17 protein-coding genes are annotated in these 21,801 nt (G+C 63.3%); 5 read left to right on the top strand and 12 right to left on the bottom strand.

Features of this window, described 5'->3' with window-relative positions; translation table 11 throughout:
- Window positions 1–36: 36 nt before the first annotated feature.
- Both HV796_RS17465 and HV796_RS17460 read right to left on the bottom strand, forming a co-directional pair.
- Window positions 37–4,740, bottom strand: coding sequence for a glutamate synthase-related protein (locus HV796_RS17465; RefSeq protein ID WP_175227743.1), 4,704 nt, complete (start codon window positions 4,738–4,740; stop codon window positions 37–39).
- A 333-nt stretch (window positions 4,741–5,073) separates the two neighbouring features.
- On the bottom strand, window positions 5,074–5,781 hold the full coding sequence (locus tag HV796_RS17460) for a transposase (protein ID WP_175227742.1): 708 nt from the start codon (window positions 5,779–5,781) through the stop codon (window positions 5,074–5,076).
- A gap of 185 nt (window positions 5,782–5,966) precedes the next feature.
- Here HV796_RS17460 and HV796_RS17455 point away from each other — a divergent pair, with 185 nt between their 5' ends.
- Together HV796_RS17455 and HV796_RS17450 are read left to right on the top strand one after the other, a co-directional pair.
- Entirely contained in the window at window positions 5,967–6,692 is a 726-nt protein-coding gene (locus HV796_RS17455; protein ID WP_175227741.1) for an OmpW/AlkL family protein, read from the top strand.
- 420 nt (window positions 6,693–7,112) lie between these two features.
- The gene (locus tag HV796_RS17450) at window positions 7,113–7,490 is read left to right on the top strand and encodes an ElaB/YgaM/YqjD family protein (RefSeq protein WP_175227740.1); all 378 of its coding nucleotides are present in this window, start codon (window positions 7,113–7,115) and stop codon (window positions 7,488–7,490) included.
- A 226-nt stretch (window positions 7,491–7,716) separates the two neighbouring features.
- Here HV796_RS17450 and HV796_RS17445 read toward each other — a convergent pair whose 3' ends face one another.
- From HV796_RS17445 to HV796_RS17415, 7 genes are all read right to left on the bottom strand, one after another.
- Window positions 7,717–8,943, bottom strand: a complete 1,227-nt coding sequence (locus HV796_RS17445) for a deoxyguanosinetriphosphate triphosphohydrolase (protein ID WP_377695106.1) — start codon at window positions 8,941–8,943, stop codon at window positions 7,717–7,719.
- Between the two features lie 67 nt (window positions 8,944–9,010).
- On the bottom strand, window positions 9,011–10,090 hold the full coding sequence (gene aroB / locus HV796_RS17440; protein ID WP_175227739.1) for a 3-dehydroquinate synthase: 1,080 nt from the start codon (window positions 10,088–10,090) through the stop codon (window positions 9,011–9,013).
- Between the two features lie 20 nt (window positions 10,091–10,110).
- Window positions 10,111–10,662, bottom strand: coding sequence for a shikimate kinase (locus HV796_RS17435; protein ID WP_175227738.1), 552 nt, complete (start codon window positions 10,660–10,662; stop codon window positions 10,111–10,113).
- Between the two features lie 96 nt (window positions 10,663–10,758).
- Entirely contained in the window at window positions 10,759–12,408 is a 1,650-nt protein-coding gene (locus HV796_RS17430) for a type IV pilus secretin PilQ (RefSeq protein ID WP_175227737.1), read from the bottom strand.
- The gene (locus HV796_RS17425; RefSeq protein ID WP_175227736.1) at window positions 12,405–13,352 is read right to left on the bottom strand and encodes a hypothetical protein; all 948 of its coding nucleotides are present in this window, start codon (window positions 13,350–13,352) and stop codon (window positions 12,405–12,407) included. The genes HV796_RS17430 and HV796_RS17425 overlap by 4 nt, the downstream gene beginning before the upstream one ends.
- Complete coding sequence (locus HV796_RS17420; RefSeq protein WP_175227735.1) at window positions 13,349–14,059, bottom strand: fimbrial assembly protein; 711 nt, start codon at window positions 14,057–14,059, stop codon at window positions 13,349–13,351. Before HV796_RS17420 ends, HV796_RS17425 begins: the two co-directional genes overlap by 4 nt.
- Complete coding sequence (locus HV796_RS17415; RefSeq protein ID WP_175227734.1) at window positions 14,056–15,057, bottom strand: type IV pilus biogenesis protein PilM; 1,002 nt, start codon at window positions 15,055–15,057, stop codon at window positions 14,056–14,058. Before HV796_RS17415 ends, HV796_RS17420 begins: the two co-directional genes overlap by 4 nt.
- Before the next feature lie 319 nt (window positions 15,058–15,376).
- Here HV796_RS17415 and HV796_RS17410 point away from each other — a divergent pair, with 319 nt between their 5' ends.
- Window positions 15,377–17,776 (top strand): penicillin-binding protein 1A, encoded by a 2,400-nt coding sequence (locus HV796_RS17410; protein WP_175227733.1) that lies wholly within the window; start codon window positions 15,377–15,379, stop codon window positions 17,774–17,776.
- 138 nt (window positions 17,777–17,914) lie between these two features.
- Here HV796_RS17410 and cyaY read toward each other — a convergent pair whose 3' ends face one another.
- Window positions 17,915–18,232 (bottom strand): iron donor protein CyaY, encoded by a 318-nt coding sequence (cyaY, locus tag HV796_RS17405; protein ID WP_175227732.1) that lies wholly within the window; start codon window positions 18,230–18,232, stop codon window positions 17,915–17,917.
- A 36-nt stretch (window positions 18,233–18,268) separates the two neighbouring features.
- On the opposite strand from cyaY, the gene lptM reads away from it, so the two are divergent.
- Together lptM and lysA are read left to right on the top strand one after the other, a co-directional pair.
- Entirely contained in the window at window positions 18,269–18,586 is a 318-nt protein-coding gene (gene lptM / locus HV796_RS17400; RefSeq protein ID WP_175227731.1) for an LPS translocon maturation chaperone LptM, read from the top strand.
- A gap of 9 nt (window positions 18,587–18,595) precedes the next feature.
- Window positions 18,596–19,858, top strand: coding sequence for a diaminopimelate decarboxylase (gene lysA, locus HV796_RS17395; protein ID WP_175227730.1), 1,263 nt, complete (start codon window positions 18,596–18,598; stop codon window positions 19,856–19,858).
- A 108-nt stretch (window positions 19,859–19,966) separates the two neighbouring features.
- Here the strand turns inward: lysA and msrQ are convergent, their stop codons facing one another.
- Together msrQ and msrP are read right to left on the bottom strand one after the other, a co-directional pair.
- A complete protein-coding gene (gene msrQ / locus HV796_RS17390; RefSeq protein ID WP_175227729.1) occupies window positions 19,967–20,698 on the bottom strand; it encodes a protein-methionine-sulfoxide reductase heme-binding subunit MsrQ in 732 nt (243 codons plus the stop codon).
- Window positions 20,699–20,710: 12 nt separating this feature from the next.
- A complete protein-coding gene (msrP, locus tag HV796_RS17385) occupies window positions 20,711–21,709 on the bottom strand; it encodes a protein-methionine-sulfoxide reductase catalytic subunit MsrP (RefSeq protein WP_175227728.1) in 999 nt (332 codons plus the stop codon).
- Window positions 21,710–21,801 lie beyond the last annotated feature (92 nt).

Below are 21,801 nucleotides of genomic sequence, written 5' to 3'. Positions count from 1 at the left end.
CAGGCTGACGTCGCGGCGGTTGAATCCGCCGGCCAATCAGGCCGCGAGCACTTCCTTGCTGGCCTTCTTCGCGCCCAGTTCGCCCAGCGCGCGCTTGTACTCGGTCGGGAAGACCTTCACGAACTGGCGGCGCGCCGCGTCCCAGTTTTCAAGCAGTGCCTTCGCACGCGGCGAGCCGGTGAACTGGAAGTGACGCTCGATCAGGCCTTTGAGCAGCGCCTCGTCGGTCTGGCCGGCATGCCACAGTGCCCGGTCGACCGTGCGTTCCTGCTCGGCCTGCTGCAGCACCGGATCGAGCGCGACCATCGACTTGTTGCACTTGCCCGGGAACGTGCCGTCCGGGTCGTACATATACGCGACGCCGCCCGACATCCCGGCCGCGAAATTGCGGCCCGTCTCGCCGAGCACGACCACCGTGCCGCCCGTCATGTACTCGCAGCCATGGTCGCCGGTCCCTTCGACGACCGCCGTTGCACCCGAGTTGCGCACGCAGAAGCGCTCGCCGGCGACGCCGCGGAAGAACGATTCGCCTTCGATCGCGCCGTACATCACGGTGTTGCCGCAGATGATGTTTTCTTCGGACTTGCCGCGGAAGTCGTTGGTCGGGCGGATGATGATGCGGCCGCCCGACAGGCCCTTGCCGACATAGTCGTTGCCGTCGCCGACGAGGTCGAGCGTGACGCCCTTCGCGAGGAACGCGCCAAAGCTTTGACCCGCGGTGCCCTTAAGCTGAATGTGCACGGTGTCGTCGGGCAGCCCGTCGTGGCCGTACTTCTTCGCGATCATGCCGGACAGCATCGCGCCGACCGTACGGTTCACGTTGCGCACCGGCTGGATAAACGACACGTGCTCGCCCTTGTCGAGCGCGGCCTTCGACTTTTCGATCAGCGTGTGATCGAGCGCGCGGGCAAGGCCGTGGTCCTGCGATTCGACGTGCAGACGCGCGACCTCCGCCGGCACTTCCGGCTGATAGAACACGCGCGCGAAGTCGAGACCTTTCGCCTTCCAGTGCTCGACGCCCTTCTTCATGTCGAGCAGGTCCGAGCGGCCGATCAGCTCATCGAACTTGCGCAGGCCCAGTTGCGCCATGATCTCGCGCACTTCTTCAGCGATGAAGAAGAAGAAATTCACGACGTGTTCCGGCTGGCCCTTGAACTTCGCCCGCAGCACCGGGTCCTGCGTCGCGACGCCGACCGGGCACGTGTTCAGGTGGCACTTGCGCATCATGATGCAGCCTTCGACGACGAGCGGCGCCGTCGCGAAGCCGAACTCGTCCGCGCCGAGCAGCGCGCCGATCACGACATCGCGGCCGGTCTTCATCTGGCCGTCGGCCTGCACACGAATGCGGCCGCGCAGACGGTTCAGCACCAAGGTCTGTTGCGTTTCCGCGAGACCGAGCTCCCACGGCGTGCCCGCGTGCTTGATCGACGACAGCGGCGACGCGCCAGTGCCGCCGTCATGACCGGCGATCACGACGTGATCCGCCTTGGCCTTCGCAACGCCCGCGGCCACCGTGCCGACGCCGACTTCCGACACGAGCTTCACGGAAATGCTCGACGACGGATTCACGTTCTTCAGATCGTGAATCAGTTGCGCGAGGTCTTCGATCGAGTAGATGTCGTGGTGCGGCGGCGGCGAGATCAGGCCAACGCCCGGCACTGAATAGCGCAGCTTGCCGATGTAGTCGGACACCTTGTGGCCCGGCAACTGGCCGCCTTCGCCCGGCTTCGCGCCTTGCGCCATCTTGATCTGAATCTGGTCGGCCGACGCCAGATACTCGGCCGTCACGCCGAAGCGGCCCGACGCAACCTGCTTGATCTTCGAGCGCAGCGAATCGCCGTCCTTCAGCGGAATATCGACGATGACCTCATCGCCGATCACCGACTTCATCGTGTCGCCATTCCGGATCGGAATGCCGCGCAGGTCGTTGCGATAGCGCTTTTCGTCCTCGCCGCCTTCGCCGGTGTTCGACTTGCCGCCGATCCGGTTCATCGCGACCGCGAGCGTCGCATGCGCTTCGGTCGAGATCGAGCCGAGCGACATCGCGCCGGTCGCGAACCGCTTGACGATGTCCTTCGCCGGTTCGACTTCGTCGAGCGCAATGGCCTTCATCGGATCGAACTTGAACTCGAACAGGCCACGGAACGTCATGTGACGCTTCGTCTGATCGTTGATCAGATGCGCATATTCCTTGTACGTCTGGTACGAGTTGCTGCGCGCCGAGTGTTGCAGCTTCGCAATCGCGTCCGGCGTCCACATATGTTCTTCGCCGCGCACGCGGTACGCGTATTCGCCGCCAGCGTCGAGCATCGTCGCGAGCACCGGGTTGTCGCCGAACGCTTCGCGATGCAGGCGGATCGCTTCTTCCGCGACTTCGAATAGACCAATGCCGCCGACCTTCGACGCCGTGCCCTTGAAGTACTTCAGCACGAGGTCTTCAGCGAGGCCGACCGCTTCGAAAATCTGCGCGCCGGTGTACGACATGTAAGTCGAAATGCCCATCTTCGACATGACCTTCTGCAGGCCCTTGCCGACCGCCTTCGTGAAGTTGTAGATCGCCTTGTCCGCCGACAGGTCGCCCTTCAGACCGGTCGCCATCTGCGCGAGCGTTTCCATCGCGAGGTACGGGTGCACGGCTTCGGCGCCGTAGCCCGCGAGCAGCGCGAAATGGTGCGTTTCACGCGCCGAGCCGGTTTCGACGACGAGACCCGTGCTCGTGCGCAGACCTTGCGTGACGAGGTGCGTGTGAATCGCGGAGGTGGCCAGCAGCGCCGGAATCGCGACATTGTCGCGATCGGTCCGGCGGTCCGACACGATCAGCATGTTGTAGCCGGACTTCACCGCGTCGACGGCTTCCGCGCATAGCGAAGCGAGGCGCGCTTCGATGCCTTCCTTGCCCCACGCGACCGGATAGCAGATGTTCAACTCGTACGAGCTGAACTTGCCGCCGGTGTACTGATCGATCGCACGAATCTTCGCGATGTCCTTGAAATCGAGCACCGGCTGCGACACTTCGAGACGCATCGGCGGGTTGATGTTGTTTGTGTCGAGCAGGTTCGGCTTCGGACCGACGAACGACACCAGCGACATCACGAGGTTTTCGCGAATCGGATCGATCGGCGGGTTCGTCACCTGCGCGAACAGCTGCTTGAAGTAGTGGTACAGCGTCTTGTTCTTGTTCGACATGACGGCCAACGGCGAGTCGTTGCCCATCGAGCCGACCGCTTCTTCGCCGGCCTGCGCCATCGGCGCCATCAGGAACTTGACGTCTTCCTGCGTGAAGCCGAACGCCTGCTGACGGTCGAGCAGCGCCGCCGCCTCGCGACGCTCCGTGATCACGTCCTCGGCCTTCGCTTCGATTTCGTCGAGCTTGATGCGCACCGCATCGATCCAGCTCTTGTACGGCTTCGCGTTCGCGAGGTTGTCCTTCAGTTCCTTGTCGTCGATGATCCGGCCCTGGTCCATATCGATCAGGAACATCTTGCCCGGCTGCAGACGCCACTTCTTGACGATCTTCGACTCGGGAATAGGCAGCACGCCGGCTTCCGACGCCATGATCACGAGGTCGTCGTCGGTCACAAGGTAGCGCGCCGGGCGCAAACCGTTTCGGTCGAGCGTCGCGCCGATCTGACGGCCGTCGGTAAACGCGATGGCCGCCGGGCCGTCCCACGGCTCCATCATCGCGGCGTGGTACTCGTAGAACGCGCGGCGGTTGTCGTCCATCAGCGTGTGCTGTTCCCACGCTTCCGGAATCATCATCATCATCGCGTGGACGAGCGGGTAGCCGGCCATCAGCAGCAGTTCGAGACAGTTGTCGAACGATGCGGTATCGGACTGGCCCGGGTAGATCAGCGGCCACAGCTTCGGCAGGTCGTCGCCGAGCACGTGCGACGCGATCGCGCCGGTGCGGGCGTTCAGCCAGTTGACGTTGCCCTTCACCGTGTTGATTTCGCCGTTGTGGGCGATCAGCCGGTACGGGTGAGCGAGTTCCCACGCGGGGAACGTGTTCGTCGAAAAGCGCTGGTGCACGAGCGCCAACGCCGACACGACGCGCTCGTCCTGCAGGTCGCGATAGTAAACGCCCACCTGGCCCGCCAGCAGCAGGCCCTTATAGACGATCGTGCGCGCCGACATCGACGGCACGAAGTATTCCTTGCCGTGCTTGAGCTTCAGCGCCTGGATACGGTGGCTCGCGGTCTTGCGGATCACATACAGCTTCCGTTCGAGCGCATCGGTGACCATGATGTCCTTGCCGCGGCCGATGAAGATCTGGCGGATCAGCGGCTCGCTCGCTTTCACGGCCGGCGAAATGGGCATTGCGTGATCGACCGGCACGTCGCGCCAGCCGAGCACGACCTGGCCTTCGGCCTTCACCGTGCGCTCCAGTTCCTGCTCGCACGCGAGACGCGATGCATGTTCCTTCGGCAGGAAGATCATGCCGACGCCGTACTCGCCGGCCGGCGGCAGCGTCACGCCTTGCCTCGCCATCTCCTCGCGATAGAAGCCGTCCGGGATCTGGATCAGGATGCCCGCACCGTCGCCCATCAGCGGATCGGCGCCGACCGCGCCCCGGTGATCGAGATTCTCGAGAATCTTCAGGCCCTGCTCGATGATCTCGTGGCTTTTCTTGCCCTTGATATGCGCGACGAAACCGACGCCGCATGCGTCGTGTTCGTTTTGCGGGTCATACAGACCTTGCGCCGCGGGAACCGGTTGGATCGGTTGCTGTTGGTCGTTCATGGGGGACACCGTCTGTCAGAGGCCGGGCGGCCGTTAAATCGTCTGCTTGCCGTTTTCTTGTTGCCGGCAGCGCGAGTGGGGAACCGCGCTGCAACTGCACAGGCGACGGGATGCGCTGCGCGCCCCGACCCGCCGGAATTCGGAATATACGCGACGAATCAATGAAATAGCAAACAAAACGTGATGATTGAACCCTAATTATCACAATGGTGCATTGCGGGCTAAATTTATTGGTTCCATATCAATCAGGGGCAAAAGAAAACGGCATGCGAAGATGCCGTCGGTCCTGCAAACCCGTGATGCGCCATGGTTTATTGCCGCGTCATCGCGGTCTCACTGGGTCTGCGGCGTCTCGCGGACTTTGCGCGGCCGGCCGCGCGGCAAAGGCGACACGCGGCGGTTCGCCGCGCGCGCCGCCCATTCGCGGTACGAGTCGCTGCCGAGCACCCAGCCTTTGAGCGTCGCCTGCTGCAGCTGACTGGCCTCGCGTTCGTCGAGCGGCTGCTCGCACAGTTCGCGATACGCGCGCTGCCGCTCGAACGGCGTATTGCCGAGCGACCAGTACAGCGGATGATCGGTGATCAGGCTGTCGAGCGTCAGGCCGATGTGATGCCGGTAGCTGGACCACCGGTAGTCCTCGGGCGCGGCAACGAGCTGGGTGCGCACCGGCGACATCTCGACTACCCGGCTCGCGAGCAGAAAGTAGCGCTCGCCCTCGATCACCGTTGCGCGGTATCGCCCTTCCCACAGCGTGCCGCGTCGCGAGTAACGCCGGTTGAAGTGCGCGACGTAGCGCCGGCCGACGGCCTGCATCGCCTTCGGCAAGCTCGACTCGTCGGTGGGCGTGACGAGTAGTTGCACTGCGCCGGGCATCAGCGCATACGCATGAATCGCGAGGTGATGATCGCGTGAAGCCGCCTTCAGACAGTCGATGAAGAGTTCGTAGTCCTGGTCGTCGACAAACGCGGGCTGCTGGTCGAGTCCGCGCAGGATCACGTGTTGCGGCTGGTCAGGAACATAAAGACGTGCAAGCCGTGCCATGCTGGATTATCCAAATTCGCGTTGGTAGATACCCGAAGGTCCGACAGGCGCCACCAGCGCGGCGTTCCGCGCGGCGGGCCTGAGCCAGAAACCACGCGTCGCCCAGAGTGAACGCTCTAGCCGACGCGTATGGTTTGTTTCAAACGTAGTGGTCATAATGTGCGGGCCTTTCAGGAGGAGCACATATGAAATTAAAACAGGCCATCACGGGGGCCGTTGCATTCGCATGCATTTCGACTGCGGCTCACGCTCAAACGGCCGGCAGCTTTTACTTCACGACAGGCTGGTTCCATTTTGCGCCTCAGTCCAGTAGTGATCCGTTGAAGGAGACAAACGTCGGCGGCTCGCCCGTCAACATCACGATTCCGAATACCGGCGCGAAGATCAGCTCCGCCGATACGGTTGGCTTCACTGCGGGCTACTTCATCACCGACCATATCGCCACCCAGTTCGACATTGGTGTCCCACCGACCTTCGATATCAATGGCACCGGCCAGTTCGGACAGTTTGGCAAGCTCGGCCAGGCAAAACAGTGGAGCCCTGCGCTGCTGCTTAAGTACTACTTCCTCGCGGCACAGTCGAAGTTCCGTCCGTACGTTGGCATCGGCGTGAGCCGCGTCTGGTTCACCGACGCGCGCATCACGAACGGCGCATTCGAACAAAGCGTACTGCATGGTCCGACCACAGTCGACACGGATAGTTCGTGGGCACCCGTGTTTAATGCTGGCTTCACCTACGCGTTCACCGAACACTGGTTCGCGGGCTTCTCGATTTCGTATCTGCCGGTTAGCACCACGGCGAAGCTGAATACCGCTGCGCAGACGCCCGTCGGCACACTCAACGTGCAGTCGCAAACCAAGATTCGACTGAACCCGATCGTCACGCTGCTGAGCATCGGCTATCGGTTCTAACCTAGGTTAGTCGAGTTTTTCCGGCTTGGATAACGCCGTCGCGCAACGCGTAACGGCGTTTTCGTTTTTGCGCAATCGCACGTCGCGATCCGGCCGGTGCTCCGTATCAACCGTGCAAGTATTGTAATTTTGACGCTCTGCCACGGTTGTCGCTGAAAATTCTGCTGCATCTTGCCGACGCGCGCGTTTTCCGTGACGCGCTAGCGACAGCGCGCACGGTGTCCATCGCGACATCCGACTGACTGTGTCTTCCGTCAAGCGATGATCGTTTATACCGCGTGCCGATATGCGATACGCTGTACTTCGGCTGGGCTTCGCCGCACGCGATATCGCTTCGCCCGGCAGGCACCGAAGTTGCGTCCAGTTGGATTTACCGCATCAAGCAGCGGGGACTTTCATCAAACCATCATCGGAGCGACCATGACTGCACTACCGAACACGCGAGATGCCATTGGCGAATCCTGGACGACGACCGGGCGTCGTGCGCGCCGTATTGCGCGACACAGCCGCCACGCCGCGGAAGACATTGCGAGCGAGCTGCGCACGCTGATCGCCGAACTTGAAACCACGCTTGGCGATGGGACGCAGGCCGACGCTGTCGCATTGCGCAAGCAGGTGCGCAAGCGTCTGGACGATGCGCGTGAGCGGCTCAACGACACGCGCAGCGTGATGCGCGATCGCGCGCAAGATGCATTTGCCGGTGCGGACGACTACGTGCATGAAAACCCGTGGCGGACAATCGCCGTTGTCGGTGCGCTTGCTGTGGTCGCCGGCGCGCTGCTCACGCGCGCACGTTGACGCGCTGAGGTCGGCGCGCGGACGCGTTGGACGTTGAGCTGAACGAGCTTCGCGTCCGACGCGTTGCGATATTCGTTGGGCACGGCGCGCTGGCGCGCGTGCGGCGCGGACCACGTACGCCGAGCCGTTGATACGGCGCGACCGCGTGGCGGTCGCGGCCTCGTGATGCGCTGCCGCTTGTCTCTGCCGCTTGTCTTTACGTGTCTGCGCACTCCGGTCGACTGCGTCAGTTGCTGTCAACGACGAAAAGCCGCTGGTACTCCTTCAGCGCATAGCGGTCGGTCATGCCCGCGATGTAATGCGCGATGAGACGTGCCTGTACCTGCGGGTCCGGCGACTGGTAATTCGGCGGCAGCAGGCGCGCATCGTCACTGAACGCGCTAAAAAGCCCGGTCACGACGCGTCGCGCCTTGTTGGCCATGCGCATCACGCGATAGTGCCGATACAGGTTCTTAAACAGGAAGCGCTTGAGCACCGTCGCTTGCGCGGACACCGCTTCGCTGTGCGCAACGAGCGGCGGCGCGGCGCGCACGTCGTCGAGCGAGCGCGGCGCATGGTGAATTAGATTGCGCATCGTCGTATCGATCAGATCGACGATCAGTGAGTTGATGATGCGGCGCACGGTCTCGTGAATCAGCCGGCGCCCTTCGATTTGCGGATAATCGTCGCGTGCCGCATCGTAGTGCATGCGCCATAGCTCGACTTCAGCGAGTTGATCGATCGTGATCAATCCGGAACGCAAACCGTCGTCGACGTCATGGTTGTTGTACGCGATTTCGTCCGCGAGATTGGCGATCTGCGCTTCGATCGACGGCTGACGCCCCTGCAGGAAGCGCTCGCCGAGTGCGCCGAGCCGCCGGGCATTTTCCCGCGAACAGTGCTTCAGAATCCCCTCGCGCGTCTCGAAACAGAGGTTCAGCCCATTGAACGCACCGTAGTGCTCTTCGAGTTCGTCGACGACCGCGAGGCTTTGCAGATTGTGCTCGAAGCCGCCGTGCTCGCGCATGCAGTCGTTGAGCGCGTCCTGCCCCGCGTGACCGAAAGGCGTGTGGCCGAGATCGTGTGCGAGCGAGATCGCTTCGACGAGGTCTTCGTTCACGCGCAGATTGCGCGCAACCGACCGTGCAATCTGCGCGACTTCGAGGCTATGCGTGAGCCGCGTGCGAAACAGGTCGCCTTCGTGATTGACGAACACCTGCGTTTTGTACTCGAGCCGCCGGAACGCGGTTGAATGAACGATGCGGTCGCGATCTCGCTGAAACTCGGTGCGCGCGCTTGGCGGCGCTTCAGGATGGTGGCGTCCGCGCGACTGTGCGGCATGCGCGGCGTACGGTGCGAGATGGGCCTCGAGCGCGGCGACGGATGGCGGCGACACCGCGTGCCGCGGCGCGGTGTCAGACGCATGAGGCGCGTGAGGTGGTTCGAGCGGATTGTCGCTGAGTCTTTCGGTCACCGGCCTCTCCGGAACTAGGGCAAACGGCTATGCAAGCGTTGACGTGCGCGTTCGGCGCGTTCGGCCGTTAGACGGTTGCCGCCAGCGTTGCGTTCACCGCATCGTCGGGCGCGCGCGTGATCAGCGTCTCGCCGAACCGCTTGAGCAGGATGAACTTGATCTCGCCGGATTCCGCTTTCTTGTCGACACGCATCAGGTCAACATAACGCGCGGCGCCGAGCGCCGGTGCGCGCGTCGGCAAATGCGCCGCCGTGATGAGCGCGACGAGGCGCTCGCGCGCCGCCTCGTCGAGATAACCCAGCCGCACCGACAGATCCGCCGCCATCACCATGCCGCAACCGACCGCCTCTCCGTGCAGCCATTCACCATAGCCGAGGCCCGCTTCGATTGCGTGGCCGAACGTGTGGCCAAAATTGAGAATCGCGCGCAGGCCGCCTTCCCGTTCGTCAGCCGCGACGACCGATGCCTTGATCTCGCACGATCGCTTGACCGCTTCCGCCAGTACTTCGGGTTCGCAGCGATTCAACGCATCGATATGGGCTTCGATCCAGTCGAAGAAGACCGCGTCCGCAATCGCGCCAGTCTTGATCACTTCGGCCATGCCGGCTGCCAGTTCGCGCGGCGGCAGCGTGCGCAGCGCGCTGATGTCGGCGATCACCGCTTGCGGCTGATAGAACGCGCCGATCATGTTTTTACCGAGCGGGTGGTTGATGCCAGTCTTACCGCCCACCGACGAATCGACTTGCGACAGCAGCGTGGTCGGCACCTGAATGAACGGCACGCCGCGCATATAACACGCGGCGGCAAAACCGGTCATGTCGCCAATCACGCCTCCGCCAAGCGCGATCAGCGTGGTCTTGCGATCGGCGCGCGCGCCGAGCAGCGCGTCGAAGATCTGGTTCAGCGTTTCCCAGCTCTTGTACGCCTCGCCATCCGGCAGCACGACGGTCGACACGTTCTTGCCAAGAAGGGGCCCGAGCGCGCGGCGCAGCGTGTCGCCGTACAGCGGCTCGACAGTCGTGTTGGTGACGATCGTGACCGACGAGCCTGCGATATGCGGCGCAAATAGCTCAGTCTTGCCGATCAGATCGGTGCCGATATGAATCGGATAGGCGCGTTCGCCCAGGTCGACGTTAACGGTAATCATGGAGGGACTCATGCTCGCAATTATGACGCAGCGGGTTTGCCGACGCCCGCCATCTCCAGCTGCATCAGCACCATGTTGACAAGGCCGTTGACCGACGGACGTCCGGTTTCAATCACGAAGTGTGCACATTCGCGGTAAAGCGGATCGCGCACTTCGTACAATGCTTCGAGCTTCGCTTTCGGGTCTTCAGTCTGCAGTAACGGGCGATTCTTGTCGCGCCGGGTGCGCAGCCACAAATCGTGCGGATTCGCGCGCAGATAGACGACCAGCCCGCGATTGCGCAGCGCGTCGCGGTTTTCGGGCCGCAGGATCGCGCCGCCGCCGGTCGCGAGCACGATGCCTGAGCGGCTCGTCAGCTCCTCGATCGCCTGCGCTTCGCGTTCGCGGAATCCCGATTCGCCTTCTAGCTCGAAAATGACCGGAATGCGGGCGCCCGTGCGTTCCTCGATCTCGTGATCGGAATCGAAGAACGGACGATCCAGCCGCCGCGCCACGGCGCGGCCGACGGTCGTCTTGCCCGCTCCCATGAGCCCTACAAAAAAAACATTGGCGTGTGCGTCCCGCGCTTGCAACGGTGTCCTCTGGCTAATCCGGTTTGGTTTGTGGCGCAGCTTACTGTCAAAGCGGCCGGCTTGTCGAGCCTGCGGGCCGGCCTGTACTTTCGCGCATCAATTCATCTGCACAACGTTCGGCGTGATGAAAACGACCAGCTCGCTGCGCGTATCGCGATGCGCGCGATGACGAAAAAGCGCGCCCAAAAGGGGTATTTTGCCCAGGACCGGCACGCGAGTCACATCATCGCGATCGTCGGTCTCATAGATGCCGCCGATCGACACCGTGCCGCCATCCTCGACCTGCACGCGTGTTTGCACATGTTTCGTGTTGATCGCCGGCCCGGCCGCGGTCTGCTCGCCAACGCTGTCTTTCGCGACATCGAGGTCGAGCACGACTCTGCCATCGGGCGTGATTTGCGGCTCCACCTCGAGCTTCAGGCTCGCGCGACGAAACTGCACGCCGGACACGCCCTGACCGACCTTCGCCTGATACGGCAGTTCCGTACCCTGCTCGACGATCGCCTTCATCCGGTCCGCGGTCACGACGCGCGGACTCGACACGATCTGCCCGCGTCCTTCCGCTTCAAGCGCACTCAGCTCGAGGTTGATCAGACGCGTTGCACGCGCGGCGAACAGCGTCAGGCCGGCGGTTGCCGCGTCGAATCCGGAAATCGGCCGCGCGGACAGATCGTGGATCGCACCGTCCTTGCCACCGGTCACGCCGAGCGCCGCCCCATCCTCGCTGGTGGCCGCCATCGACAGCTTTACACCGAGGTTGCGCGAGAAGCCCCGTTCGCCTTCGACGATGCGCGCCTCGATCATCACCTGACGCGTTGGCTGGTCGATCGCCGCGATCAGCTTCGCGATTTGCGCAAGACGCGCTTCGAGATCGGTGATGAAAAGCAGATTCGTGCGCGGATCGGCCATCACCGCACCGCGCTTTGACAACACACGCTGGTTGCCTGATCCGGTCAACATCTTGCGCACTTCGTCGGCATGCGCGTAGTGCAATTCGAAGGTGCGGCTGGCGAGCGGTTCGAGATCCGCGCCACGCGCGTGCGCCTCGAAACGCTGCCGCTCACGCGCGGCGAGTTCGGCAAGCGGCGCAACCCAGATCACGTTGGCGCGACGTTCCATCGCAAGTCCGTTGACGTCGAGCAGTGTATCGAACGCCGTACGCCATGGCACCTTGTCGAGATGCAGTGTGACCACGCCGTGCGCCTTGTCGCTCGCAATGATGTTCAGGCCTGTGAATTGTGCGAATGCGTTCAGCACGGCACCCAGCTCAGCGCGCCGGAAATTCAGCGAAATCGGCCGGTCGGGCGGCAGATCGTCGACAGCCGTCGCGGCCGGCGTGGTGGTCAGCCGCGCCATTGGAGCGAGCGGCACCGGCGGTCCTTCCAGCGCGGCTTGCGGATCCTCGGTACGCGTCGACTCTCGGGGTATTGTCGATTCGCTGCCCGCTGCGATTGCTGGTGATGCATCGTCGCCCTTGTCGTCGTTATCGTCGCGCTTATAGGCAGCCGCGGATGGATCCGCCGCAGCGTCGACCTGCACAGCTTCATCGGTCGCAAGATCCGCCGTGAACGGATTGCGCACTTCATTGGATGCAACACGCAGCAACGGTAGCGGCGGCACACCGTATTGCGCGAGCGTGTCGTCGAGCGGCATCGACTCGGGTAACGGCGGCAGCGACGCATGAGCCGCCGCCGTTACCATCGACGTGACCGCCATTGCCGACTTCAGGCGAGATCGGGCGTTCATTGCACCGTTTCCTCGAACGTCAACTGATGCTCGCTGCCGTCTCGCGCCGCAAGCGTCACGCCGAATCCGTCGACGCGCGCAACGCTTTCGCCACGAACGTGCTGCCCTGCTTCGAGCATCGCTTCGCCATCAGGCGTTTCGACAAGCCCCAGACCGCGCGCGAGATCGTACAAAAGACCGACGAGGCGAATTCCGGCAGTGTCAGCGGCGGCAACGCGCGCGTCAGATTGCGGCGGCGGCAAGAACGGATCGTAATAGAAGATATCTTCGTCATCGTCGATGGCCGCATCGTCCTGCAACCCGGTAGCGGGCGGTTCGAGCGGACGCAGTGCATCGAATACGTTCAGTGTCGCGCTGACCGACAGCAGACCGCCATTCGGCGAGGCGTCATTGGCTGGCCTGATCAGCAATTCGCCTGGCACGATCAGCACCGGAATACTTGGCAGTGCTCGCACAAAGGCCAGCACTTGCGAAAATTGCGCAAGTGCCGTCAAGCGCAGCGGACGCATCGCATCGATTCCCGTCCCCGTGACCGCTCCCGGCTCAAGCGAGATCAATGTCATGCCGCCGCGTGCCGCGAGTTGCGACACGATCCGCACGTCATCCGTCGACGCGCCGCTATCGGTCGCTCGAGTGGAGCGCATCGAATTGGCCGCGCCGGCCGCCGCGCGCAGCGCCGGCAGTTCACCGATAGCGTGTTGCGCGCTGTTGAAACGGCGTTGCGTGTCGTCGAGCAACGCGTGCATCGCGCGCGCGCCCGCAAAATCCGCTGCGACCCACGCGTTGGCGCCAAGCGCAAACGTCGCGCTCGCGATCAGACTCGCCGCTAGCAGACGCCGTCGCCCGCTCCACGCACCGTGCGGCACGCGCAGACGGTCCACCCAGTGGCGCGGCGCTTTTCGTTGGTTGATCGGACCGAAGCGGCCCGTGATGCTTACACTCATCTTGTACCTCGCATGTCGCCGCCATGTATGTCGCCACCTTGTACCGGACGTACCGCGGGCGCGGACCTCGCTGCTGCAAGTTCGCGCGCACCCTTCCAGTCGAGGCGCGCCGAGAACCCGATTGCTTCGCTGGCGTTTCCGATGACGCCGCGCGCCGGTGGCGGCGCACGGCGCAAGTCTTTGACTTCAGCGTCCCTCACTCCAGGTATCGCACTCAAGCGCTTCACCCACGATGCCGGTGCCGTATGGTCGTGCGCGATCGCGAGCAGTTCCGTCTCGTGGTCACGATGCCGCATTTGCCGCACGACCACGCGCTCGCGAGGCTCGACGGCCAACTCATCCAGCAGCGCCAGCAGGTGCACGAGCGGCTCGACGAGCGATGCCGCGTGCGCGGCGCGTGTATGCGCGTCATCGACGTCGCGTGTAAGCCGCGCATGTTCGGCAAGCGGCGCGGTCAGTTGTGAGAGCGACCGCTCGAACGAAGCGCGTTGCGCGTCGAGCCGTACCCGATCGACCGTCTGCCAGGTGGCCAGCGCCAGCACAGCGATGCACCCGACCGCCACCGAGCCCAACGCTTCGTTGACGCGGCGCCGCCGTTCACGGCGCGCGGCGCGCTGCCGGTGCGGCAGCAGATTGAATCCCCCTAGCCACACCGGCCGCGCACGCCGCGCCGGCGCATCGCCGAAGCGCAACGTGAGCCACTTCATTCGTAGATTCCCCGTACCGCGAGACCGAATGCAACCGCACACGCGGGATCGCTCAGCAATTCCGAGTCATCCGGATGCGCGACCTCGCCAAGCAGTGCGCATTGGAATGGCAGCGCCGTGCAGCCGAGCACGTCGCCGATGTCGGCAAGCGACAGCGAGACGCCGTCGAGCAGCGCGATTTCGCCCGCCACCAGCACCGACACAAGCTCACTGCCGCCGCCCAGCTCGCGCAGCGCATCGGCCAGACTGCCGTGCTCAGGCGCCGGGTAACGCATATGCGCCGCGACCTCGTCATCGGCGATACGCCAGCCATAAATGCCATCACTGCCGACCCAGATGGCCACGTACTCGTCATTCAGTTCGAGTTCGACTGCTGCCGCGTAACGCATCGCCCGCAACGCCGCATGCGGCTCGCCGTCGATCGACGTCAACGAGATGCCGGCAATCGCCGCGCACTCGATGCGTGCTTCGAGATGCTGGCGCGCCGTTGCGGCGATCGTCACCTCCCCTTCGCGCAACGACGATTCGTCGATATACCAGTCGACCGCGAGCGCATGCCGCTCGATTCCCGCGATGCGCTCCACCTCGATCAGCACCGCCGGCTCGAGTGCCGCCAGGGCGTCGCCGTTCGGGCACTCCGCGTTCGGCGGCGGCCCTTGACGCCGCAGAAGCGGCGCAAGCTGACAGAGCGGCACGCTTGCCGTTAGCGTCGCCGAACCGGGAATCGCCATCGCGCATGGCAACGAAAGCACAACGCGTTCAATCTGCAAGCTGTCGAACAGCTCGAACAGCGCATGCGCGACCGCCTGCCGATCGACAATCTCGGCACCCGCCATCGCACCGGGCCGTAGCGGCATCGACGCGACGCAGTCGATTCGCACCGGCTCGTCGCCGCGCACGCGCCGGCTCAGCACTACGAGCCGCACCGCCTGCGGACTCACGTCGATGCCAGCCGCGAACCGGCGCACCGCCCTTTGCAACGAAGTTTTCAACGCCATCTTGCCTCCCTTTCACCAACCCGCGGACAACCCATTCGAACGCGGACAACGGAGAGGATTGTGCTCAGACCGTGCGTTCTGCGAAATTCGGCCGAATGGCTAACGCGCACAGAAGTACTGCCCGGACGCGGCTGGACGAGCTACAGTGACGTCATTCCGTGATGTCGTTTCCCTTACAGCCTGTCTGCGTCCGGCACTGTCGTTGGCGGCCTTCGTTGGCCGTCCTTATTGGCTGTCGCCGGCGCCCGCAGCGATGTAAGCGCATCGAAAGCTAATGGTGCGCGCGGCTATAATCGCGGGACTGGTTTCTGGTGGTTATATGCAACAAACTTCAAGTCCTTCGTCCCCGCCGCCGGTGCCGCGCAAACGCAGGCGCCCGTGGTGGCTCACGCTTATTCTGGGTTTCGTTGGTCTGATCTTTGCGGGCATCGTGAGCGCGGCGCTCGTACTCGGCTACGCGCTGGTCGTCGCGACACCTAACCTGCCGTCCCTCGACGCGCTCACCGACTATCAGCCCAAGGTGCCGCTGCGCATCTACACCGCCGATCACGTGCTGATCGGCGAATTCGGCGAGGAACGGCGCGATATCGTGCACATACGCGACGTGCCGGACAACCTCAAAAAGGCCGTGCTCGCAATCGAGGATGCACGCTTTTACGATCATGGCGGCGTCGATCTGACCGGCATCCTGCGCGCGGGATTCGTTGCACTGACAAACGGCCATGCGACACAAGGCGCAAGCACGATTACGATGCAGGTCGCCCGCAACTTCTTTCTGTCCAGTGAGAAGACGTACACGCGCAAGGTGTACGAAATGCTGCTGGCGTACAAGATCGAGTCGAAGCTGTCGAAAGATCAGATTCTCGAGGTCTATATGAATCAGATCTATCTCGGGCAACGCGCATACGGTTTTGCGAGCGCCGCACGCGTGTACTTCGGCAAGGATCTGAAAGACCTCACGCTGGCCGAGTCCGCGATGCTTGCCGGGCTGCCGAAGGCGCCGTCCGCGTATAACCCGGTCGTCAATCCGAAGCGGGCGAAGGTGCGCCAGGAATACATCCTGCAGCGGATGCTCGAACTGCACTACATCACGCAGCAGCAGTACGACGATGCGGTGCGCCAGCCGCTCATCGTCAAGGGCGCCGGCAAGGAGTTCAGCGTGCACGCGGAGTACGTGGCGGAGATGGTCCGGCAGATGATGTATGCGCAGTATCGGGAAGAGGCGTACACACGCGGCCTGAATGTGGTCACGACGATCGACTCCGCCGATCAGGACGTCGCCTATCGCGCACTACGCAAAGGTTTGATGGACTACGAACGCCGGCACGGATATCGCGGCCCGGAGGCATTCATCGACCTGCCCAGCGATCCGGACGACCGCGAGCAGGCGATCGACGACGCACTGCTCGAGCATCCGGACAATGGCGATATTTTCGCGGCGGTCGTCACATCGGCTGCCCCGAAACAGGTGCAAGCGACGCTAATCGGTGGCAACTCGGTGACGATCAGCGGCGATGGGCTGCGCTATGCGGCGTCTGCGCTGAATGCACGTGCGCAGCCGAACCAGCGGATCCGGCCCGGGGCAATCGTGCGTGTGGTCAAAAATGACGACGGCGACTGGTCGATCACGCAGTTGCCGCAAGTGGAAGGCGCATTCGTATCGATCGTGCCGCAGGATGGCGCGATTCGCGCGCTCATCGGCGGCTTTGACTTCAACAAGAACAAATTCAATCACGTGACGCAAGCGTGGCGCCAGCCAGGCTCGAGCTTCAAGCCGTTCATCTATTCCGCGTCGCTCGAAAAGGGCCTTGGACCCGCGACCATCATCAACGATGCACCGCTCTTTTTTAGCGCGGCCGAGACCGGCGGCCAGGCCTGGGAACCGAAAAACTATGGCGGCGGCTTCGATGGCCCCATGACGATGCGAACCGCGTTGCAAAAGTCGAGGAACCTCGTGTCGATCCGCATTTTGAACCACATCGGCACCAAGTACGCGCAACGGTACATCACGCAGTTTGGCTTCGACGCGGAGCGCCACCCCGCGTACCTGCCGATGGCGCTGGGCGCGGGCCTCGTCACGCCGCTGCAGATGGCCGCCGCGTATTCGGTGTTCGCGAATGGCGGCTATCGCATCAACCCGTATCTGATCGCGGAAGTCACCGATCAGCGCGGGGTCGTCGTCGCGCACGCGCAGCCGCTCGTTGCCGGGCAAAGCGCGCCGCATGCGATCGAGCCGCGCAATGCCTATGTGATGAACAGCCTGCTGCAAAGCGTCGCGCAACGCGGCACCGGCGCGAAATCGAATGTGTTGAAGCGCACCGACCTCGCCGGCAAGACCGGCACCACCAACGATTCACGCGACGCATGGTTCGCCGGCTACCAGCACACGCTTACAGCGATCGCGTGGATCGGCTACGACAACCCGCGCAGCCTCGGCGACAAGGAAACAGGCGGCGGACTCGCGCTGCCGGTGTGGATCGAATACATGGGCCGCGCGCTCAAGGGCGTGCCCGAATACAAGATGCCGATGCCCGACGGCGTCGTCACGATTGGCGACGAGCTGTATCTCGATGGCTTTACGCCGGGCAACGGCTTCGTCTCGGCGGTCGGCATCACGCTGCCGCAACCCGGCGAGGAAGCGAGTGGCACAGAGGGCGCGCCGGAGCAGGTCGGAGAACAGGAGAAGCAGGACATCATGAACCTGTTCCGCGGACATTAACGGACGCTAACGGGGCATTGATGGGCACTAGCGGGTACTAGCGGGCACTAGCGCGCATTGACGGGCATTGCGGCCGTCACGGGCATCACGCGCACGGCCTGCACCAGCAGCCATCGCCGCACCGTGTTCAAGTGCGGTTCAAGGGGTAATCCGCACCGGCTCCCCGGCCTGCTGCGTCGCGTAGTCGGACAGCGCTGCGAAGAATTCGGTGCCGTTGCGCGTGTCGCGCCATGCATCGTCGACGAAACGGAAGTGATAACCGCCTGACTTCGCGGCAATCCAGATTTCGTGCATCGGCGGCTGCAGGTTCACGATAATCTTCGTGCCGTTCGCGAATTCCAGCGTCAGAACATTGCCGCTGCGTCCGAACTCGATATCGGCGTCGGTGTAGTCGAGTGCACGCTCGACCGCCGCCAGCACGGCTTCGGCACGAGCCAGGTAATCAATATCGGTCATGCTAAACTCCAACGGATTCGTTATACAGGGACTGTTATGCGAGCCGTACTCCGGATGAGCGCGATTGTAGCGGCTTTATCCATTCTCGCAGCGGGCGCGCTCGCCGGTTGCGGGCAACGCGGCCCGCTTTATCTGCCTACCGTTCCGCCACTGCCACCCAAGCCGCAACAACAGACGCAACCGCCGTCGCCTGACGAGGTGAAACCGGGCCCGGAAACCGCGTCGTCGACCATTCCCGACACATCGGGCGAACCGTTGACGCTGTCGCCTGACGACACCATGCAGACGCCCGCGAGCGGCAGCGCCGCGCCGATGCCGCAGCGGCCCGCGTCCGACGTTCCTCAAGCTCAATAAGACCTTCGCATGACTCGATCCGTTTTCGCCCACGTCGACGGCGTCCTGCACGCCGAACGCGTGTCCGCCGTGTCGCTCGCCGAGCGCTTCGGCACCCCACTTTACGTCTACTCGCGTGCCGCGCTGACCGACGCATGGCAAGCCTATGCGGGCGCATGCGCGGGTCGCCGCGCGAGCGTCCATGTCGCCGTGAAGGCGAATAGCAACCTCGCGGTGTTGAACGTGTTCGCGCGCATGAACGCGGGCTTCGACATCGTGTCGGGCGGCGAACTCGCACGTGTGCTCGCGGCGGGCGGCAAAGCGGAAAACACCGTTTTTGCCGGCGTGGGCAAGAGCGCCGCTGAAATGCGCGATGCGCTCGCCGCAGGCGTGAAATGCTTCAATGTCGAGTCGATTCCGGAACTGGACCGTCTCAACGAGGCTGCGGGCGCGATGGGCAAGCGAGCGCCGGTGTCACTGCGCGTCAATCCGGACGTCGATGCAAAAACGCACCCGTACATTTCCACCGGCCTCAAGTCGAACAAGTTTGGTGTCGCGTTCGACGACGCACGCGCGACGTATCGCGCGGCCGCGGCGATGCGGCACCTCGAGGTCGTCGGCATCGATTGCCACATCGGTTCGCAAATCACCGAGGTCTCGCCGTACCTCGATGCGGTCGACCGCCTGCTCGAGCTCGTCGAGCAGATCGAGGCCGATGGCGTGAAGATTCGTCATATCGACGTCGGCGGCGGCCTCGGCATTACCTACGATGACGAGACGCCGCCCGATATCGGCGTGTTCGTGCGCACCGTGCTCGATCGCATCGACGCGCGCGGGCATGGTCACCGGGAGGTGTATTTCGAGCCCGGCCGCTCGCTGGTCGGCAACGCAGGCATCCTGTTGACGCGTGTCGAGTTTTTGAAGCCCGGTATCGAGAAGAACTTTCTGATCGTCGATGCCGCGATGAACGACCTTGCGCGTCCCGCGATGTACAACGCGTACCACGCGATCGAGCCGGTCGTGACGCGCGCCGCGCCGAAGCAGGTGTACGACGTGGTCGGCCCGGTCTGCGAAAGCGGCGACTGGCTCGGGCGCGAACGTGAACTGGCGGTGGCGGCGGGCGATCTGCTCGCGATTCGCTCCGCAGGCGCATATGGCTTCGTGATGAGCTCTAACTACAACACCCGCCCGCGCGCCGCGGAAGTGATGGTCGACGGCGACACCGTGCATCTGATTCGCGCGCGTGAAGACGTCACGCAACTGTTTGCCGGCGAATCTCTGCTGCCTGACTGAGACCGCAAAGGGATAAAGGTGTGGATGACGGCGTGAGCGCGCAGCGCATACGCTGTCAGGCCATCCTCCGACGCCCGCCCGTTAGCGCGAACACCGCCCGCAGAGAAATCAGCGCCGCACCGCCTCGCGCCGCGCGATCCGCTCACGCGCCCATACGATCAGGCGCCACCCAAGCAGCGCGATCACGATCGCGCCGTAAATCTTCGGCAAGATCAGATCGTGCTTGCCAGCCTTCATCCACCAGAAGTGCAGAATCGCGAGCGCGGCGATCAGATAGATCGCGCGATGCAGCATCTGCCAGCGGCGGCCGAGCCTGCGCACCATCGCTTTCGTCGATGTGGCCGCCAGTGGAATCAGCAGCACGAACGCGGCAAATCCGACCGTAATGAAAGGCCGCTTACCGATATCTTTCAGAATCTCGGCAACGTCGAACCACTTGTCGAACCAGAAGTAGGTCGTAAAGTGCAGCGCGCCGTAGAAGAACGCATACAGACCGATCATGCGGCGCAAGCGCAGCAGTGCATTGACACCGGTAAGCTTGCGCAACGGCGTGATGGACAGCGTGATGCAAAGGAACACCAACGTCCATAGCCCGGTCGAACGCGTGATGAACTCGATCGGATTCGCGCCCAGTTGACCGGTGAAGCCGAACAGGACAAGCCGCCCAAGCGGATACAACGCCGCGATAAACACCGCGATCTTTGCCGGCGCGACCCAGCGCGGGCCCGTCGCCGTTGCCGGCCGTTTCTTCGCGCTCGCAGAGCCGGCGGCACTGCCTGCGACCGCCGTCGATGGGCGCTGCGCGCTGCCTCCGGATACCGTTTGCGTGTCGGTTGCCATCTGCGTCCCCGCCTAGAAGTATTTCTTCAGGTCCATGCCCTGATACATCGACGCGACCAGATCGCCGTAACCGTTGAACATCAACGTCTTGCGCTTCGGCGTGAAAAAGCCGTCTTCGCCGATGCGCCGCTCGGTCGCCTGGCTCCAGCGCGGATGGTCGACATTCGGATTCACATTCGAATAGAAGCCGTATTCGTTCGGTGCATACGTGTTCCAGCTGGTCGGCGGCTCTTTGTCGACAAAACGGATCTTCACCAGTGATTTCGCACTCTTGAAGCCGTATTTCCACGGTACAACGATCCGCACCGGTGCGCCGTTCTGGTTCGGCAGCACCTGCCCATACAGACCCATCGTCAGCAGCGTCAGCGGATTCATCGCTTCGTCCATCCGCAGGCCTTCCGAATACGGCCAATTGAGAATCGGGTCCGACAAACCCGGCATTTGCGACGGGTCGTCGAGGGTGATGAATTGCACGTACTTCGCATTACCGGTCGGCTGCACGCGCTTGATCAGCTCCGACAACGGCACGCCGATCCACGGAATGACCATCGACCAGCCTTCCACACACCGGTGCCGGTAAACACGCTCCTCGAGCGGCGCGAGCTTCAACAACTCGTCGATATCGTAGACCTTCGGGTTCTTCACCTCGCCTTCCACGCTCACCTTCCACGGACGCGGCCGCAGCGTACCGGCGTTGCGCGCCGGGTCCGACTTGTCGGTGCCGAACTCGTAGAAGTTGTTGTACGTGGTGATGTCCTTGTACGGTGTCGCCTTGTCGACCACGACGAATTTCGGGTTCGTCTTCGCGGCGAGCTTCTGGGCCTTCGGATCCGGCGACGAGAACGTCGCAAACGCCTCGCCGGGCACGCCCCCGATCAGACCGCCGAGCGCCGCGGCGCCCGCCACCTGCAGGATGCGCCGCCTGTTTTCGAATACCCGCTGCGGCGTGATCTCGCTGCGCGGAATATCGTCGCCGGCCAGGCGCGACGTGCCGGTACGCTTGATCCACATGTTGCTACTCCTCGCGTGCCGGCTCGGGCCCGCTTATGAATGATTGGCGCGTGGTCTTACTGCTTCTGTTGTAGCAAACGAAAAGAATTCGG

Origin of the sequence: Paraburkholderia humisilvae (assembly GCF_902859855.1) — a bacterium.
Taxonomy (GTDB): domain Bacteria; phylum Pseudomonadota; class Gammaproteobacteria; order Burkholderiales; family Burkholderiaceae; genus Paraburkholderia; species Paraburkholderia humisilvae.
The sequence above is the reverse complement of the archived record's forward strand: the minus strand, read 5'-3'. Positions and strand labels throughout refer to the sequence as shown.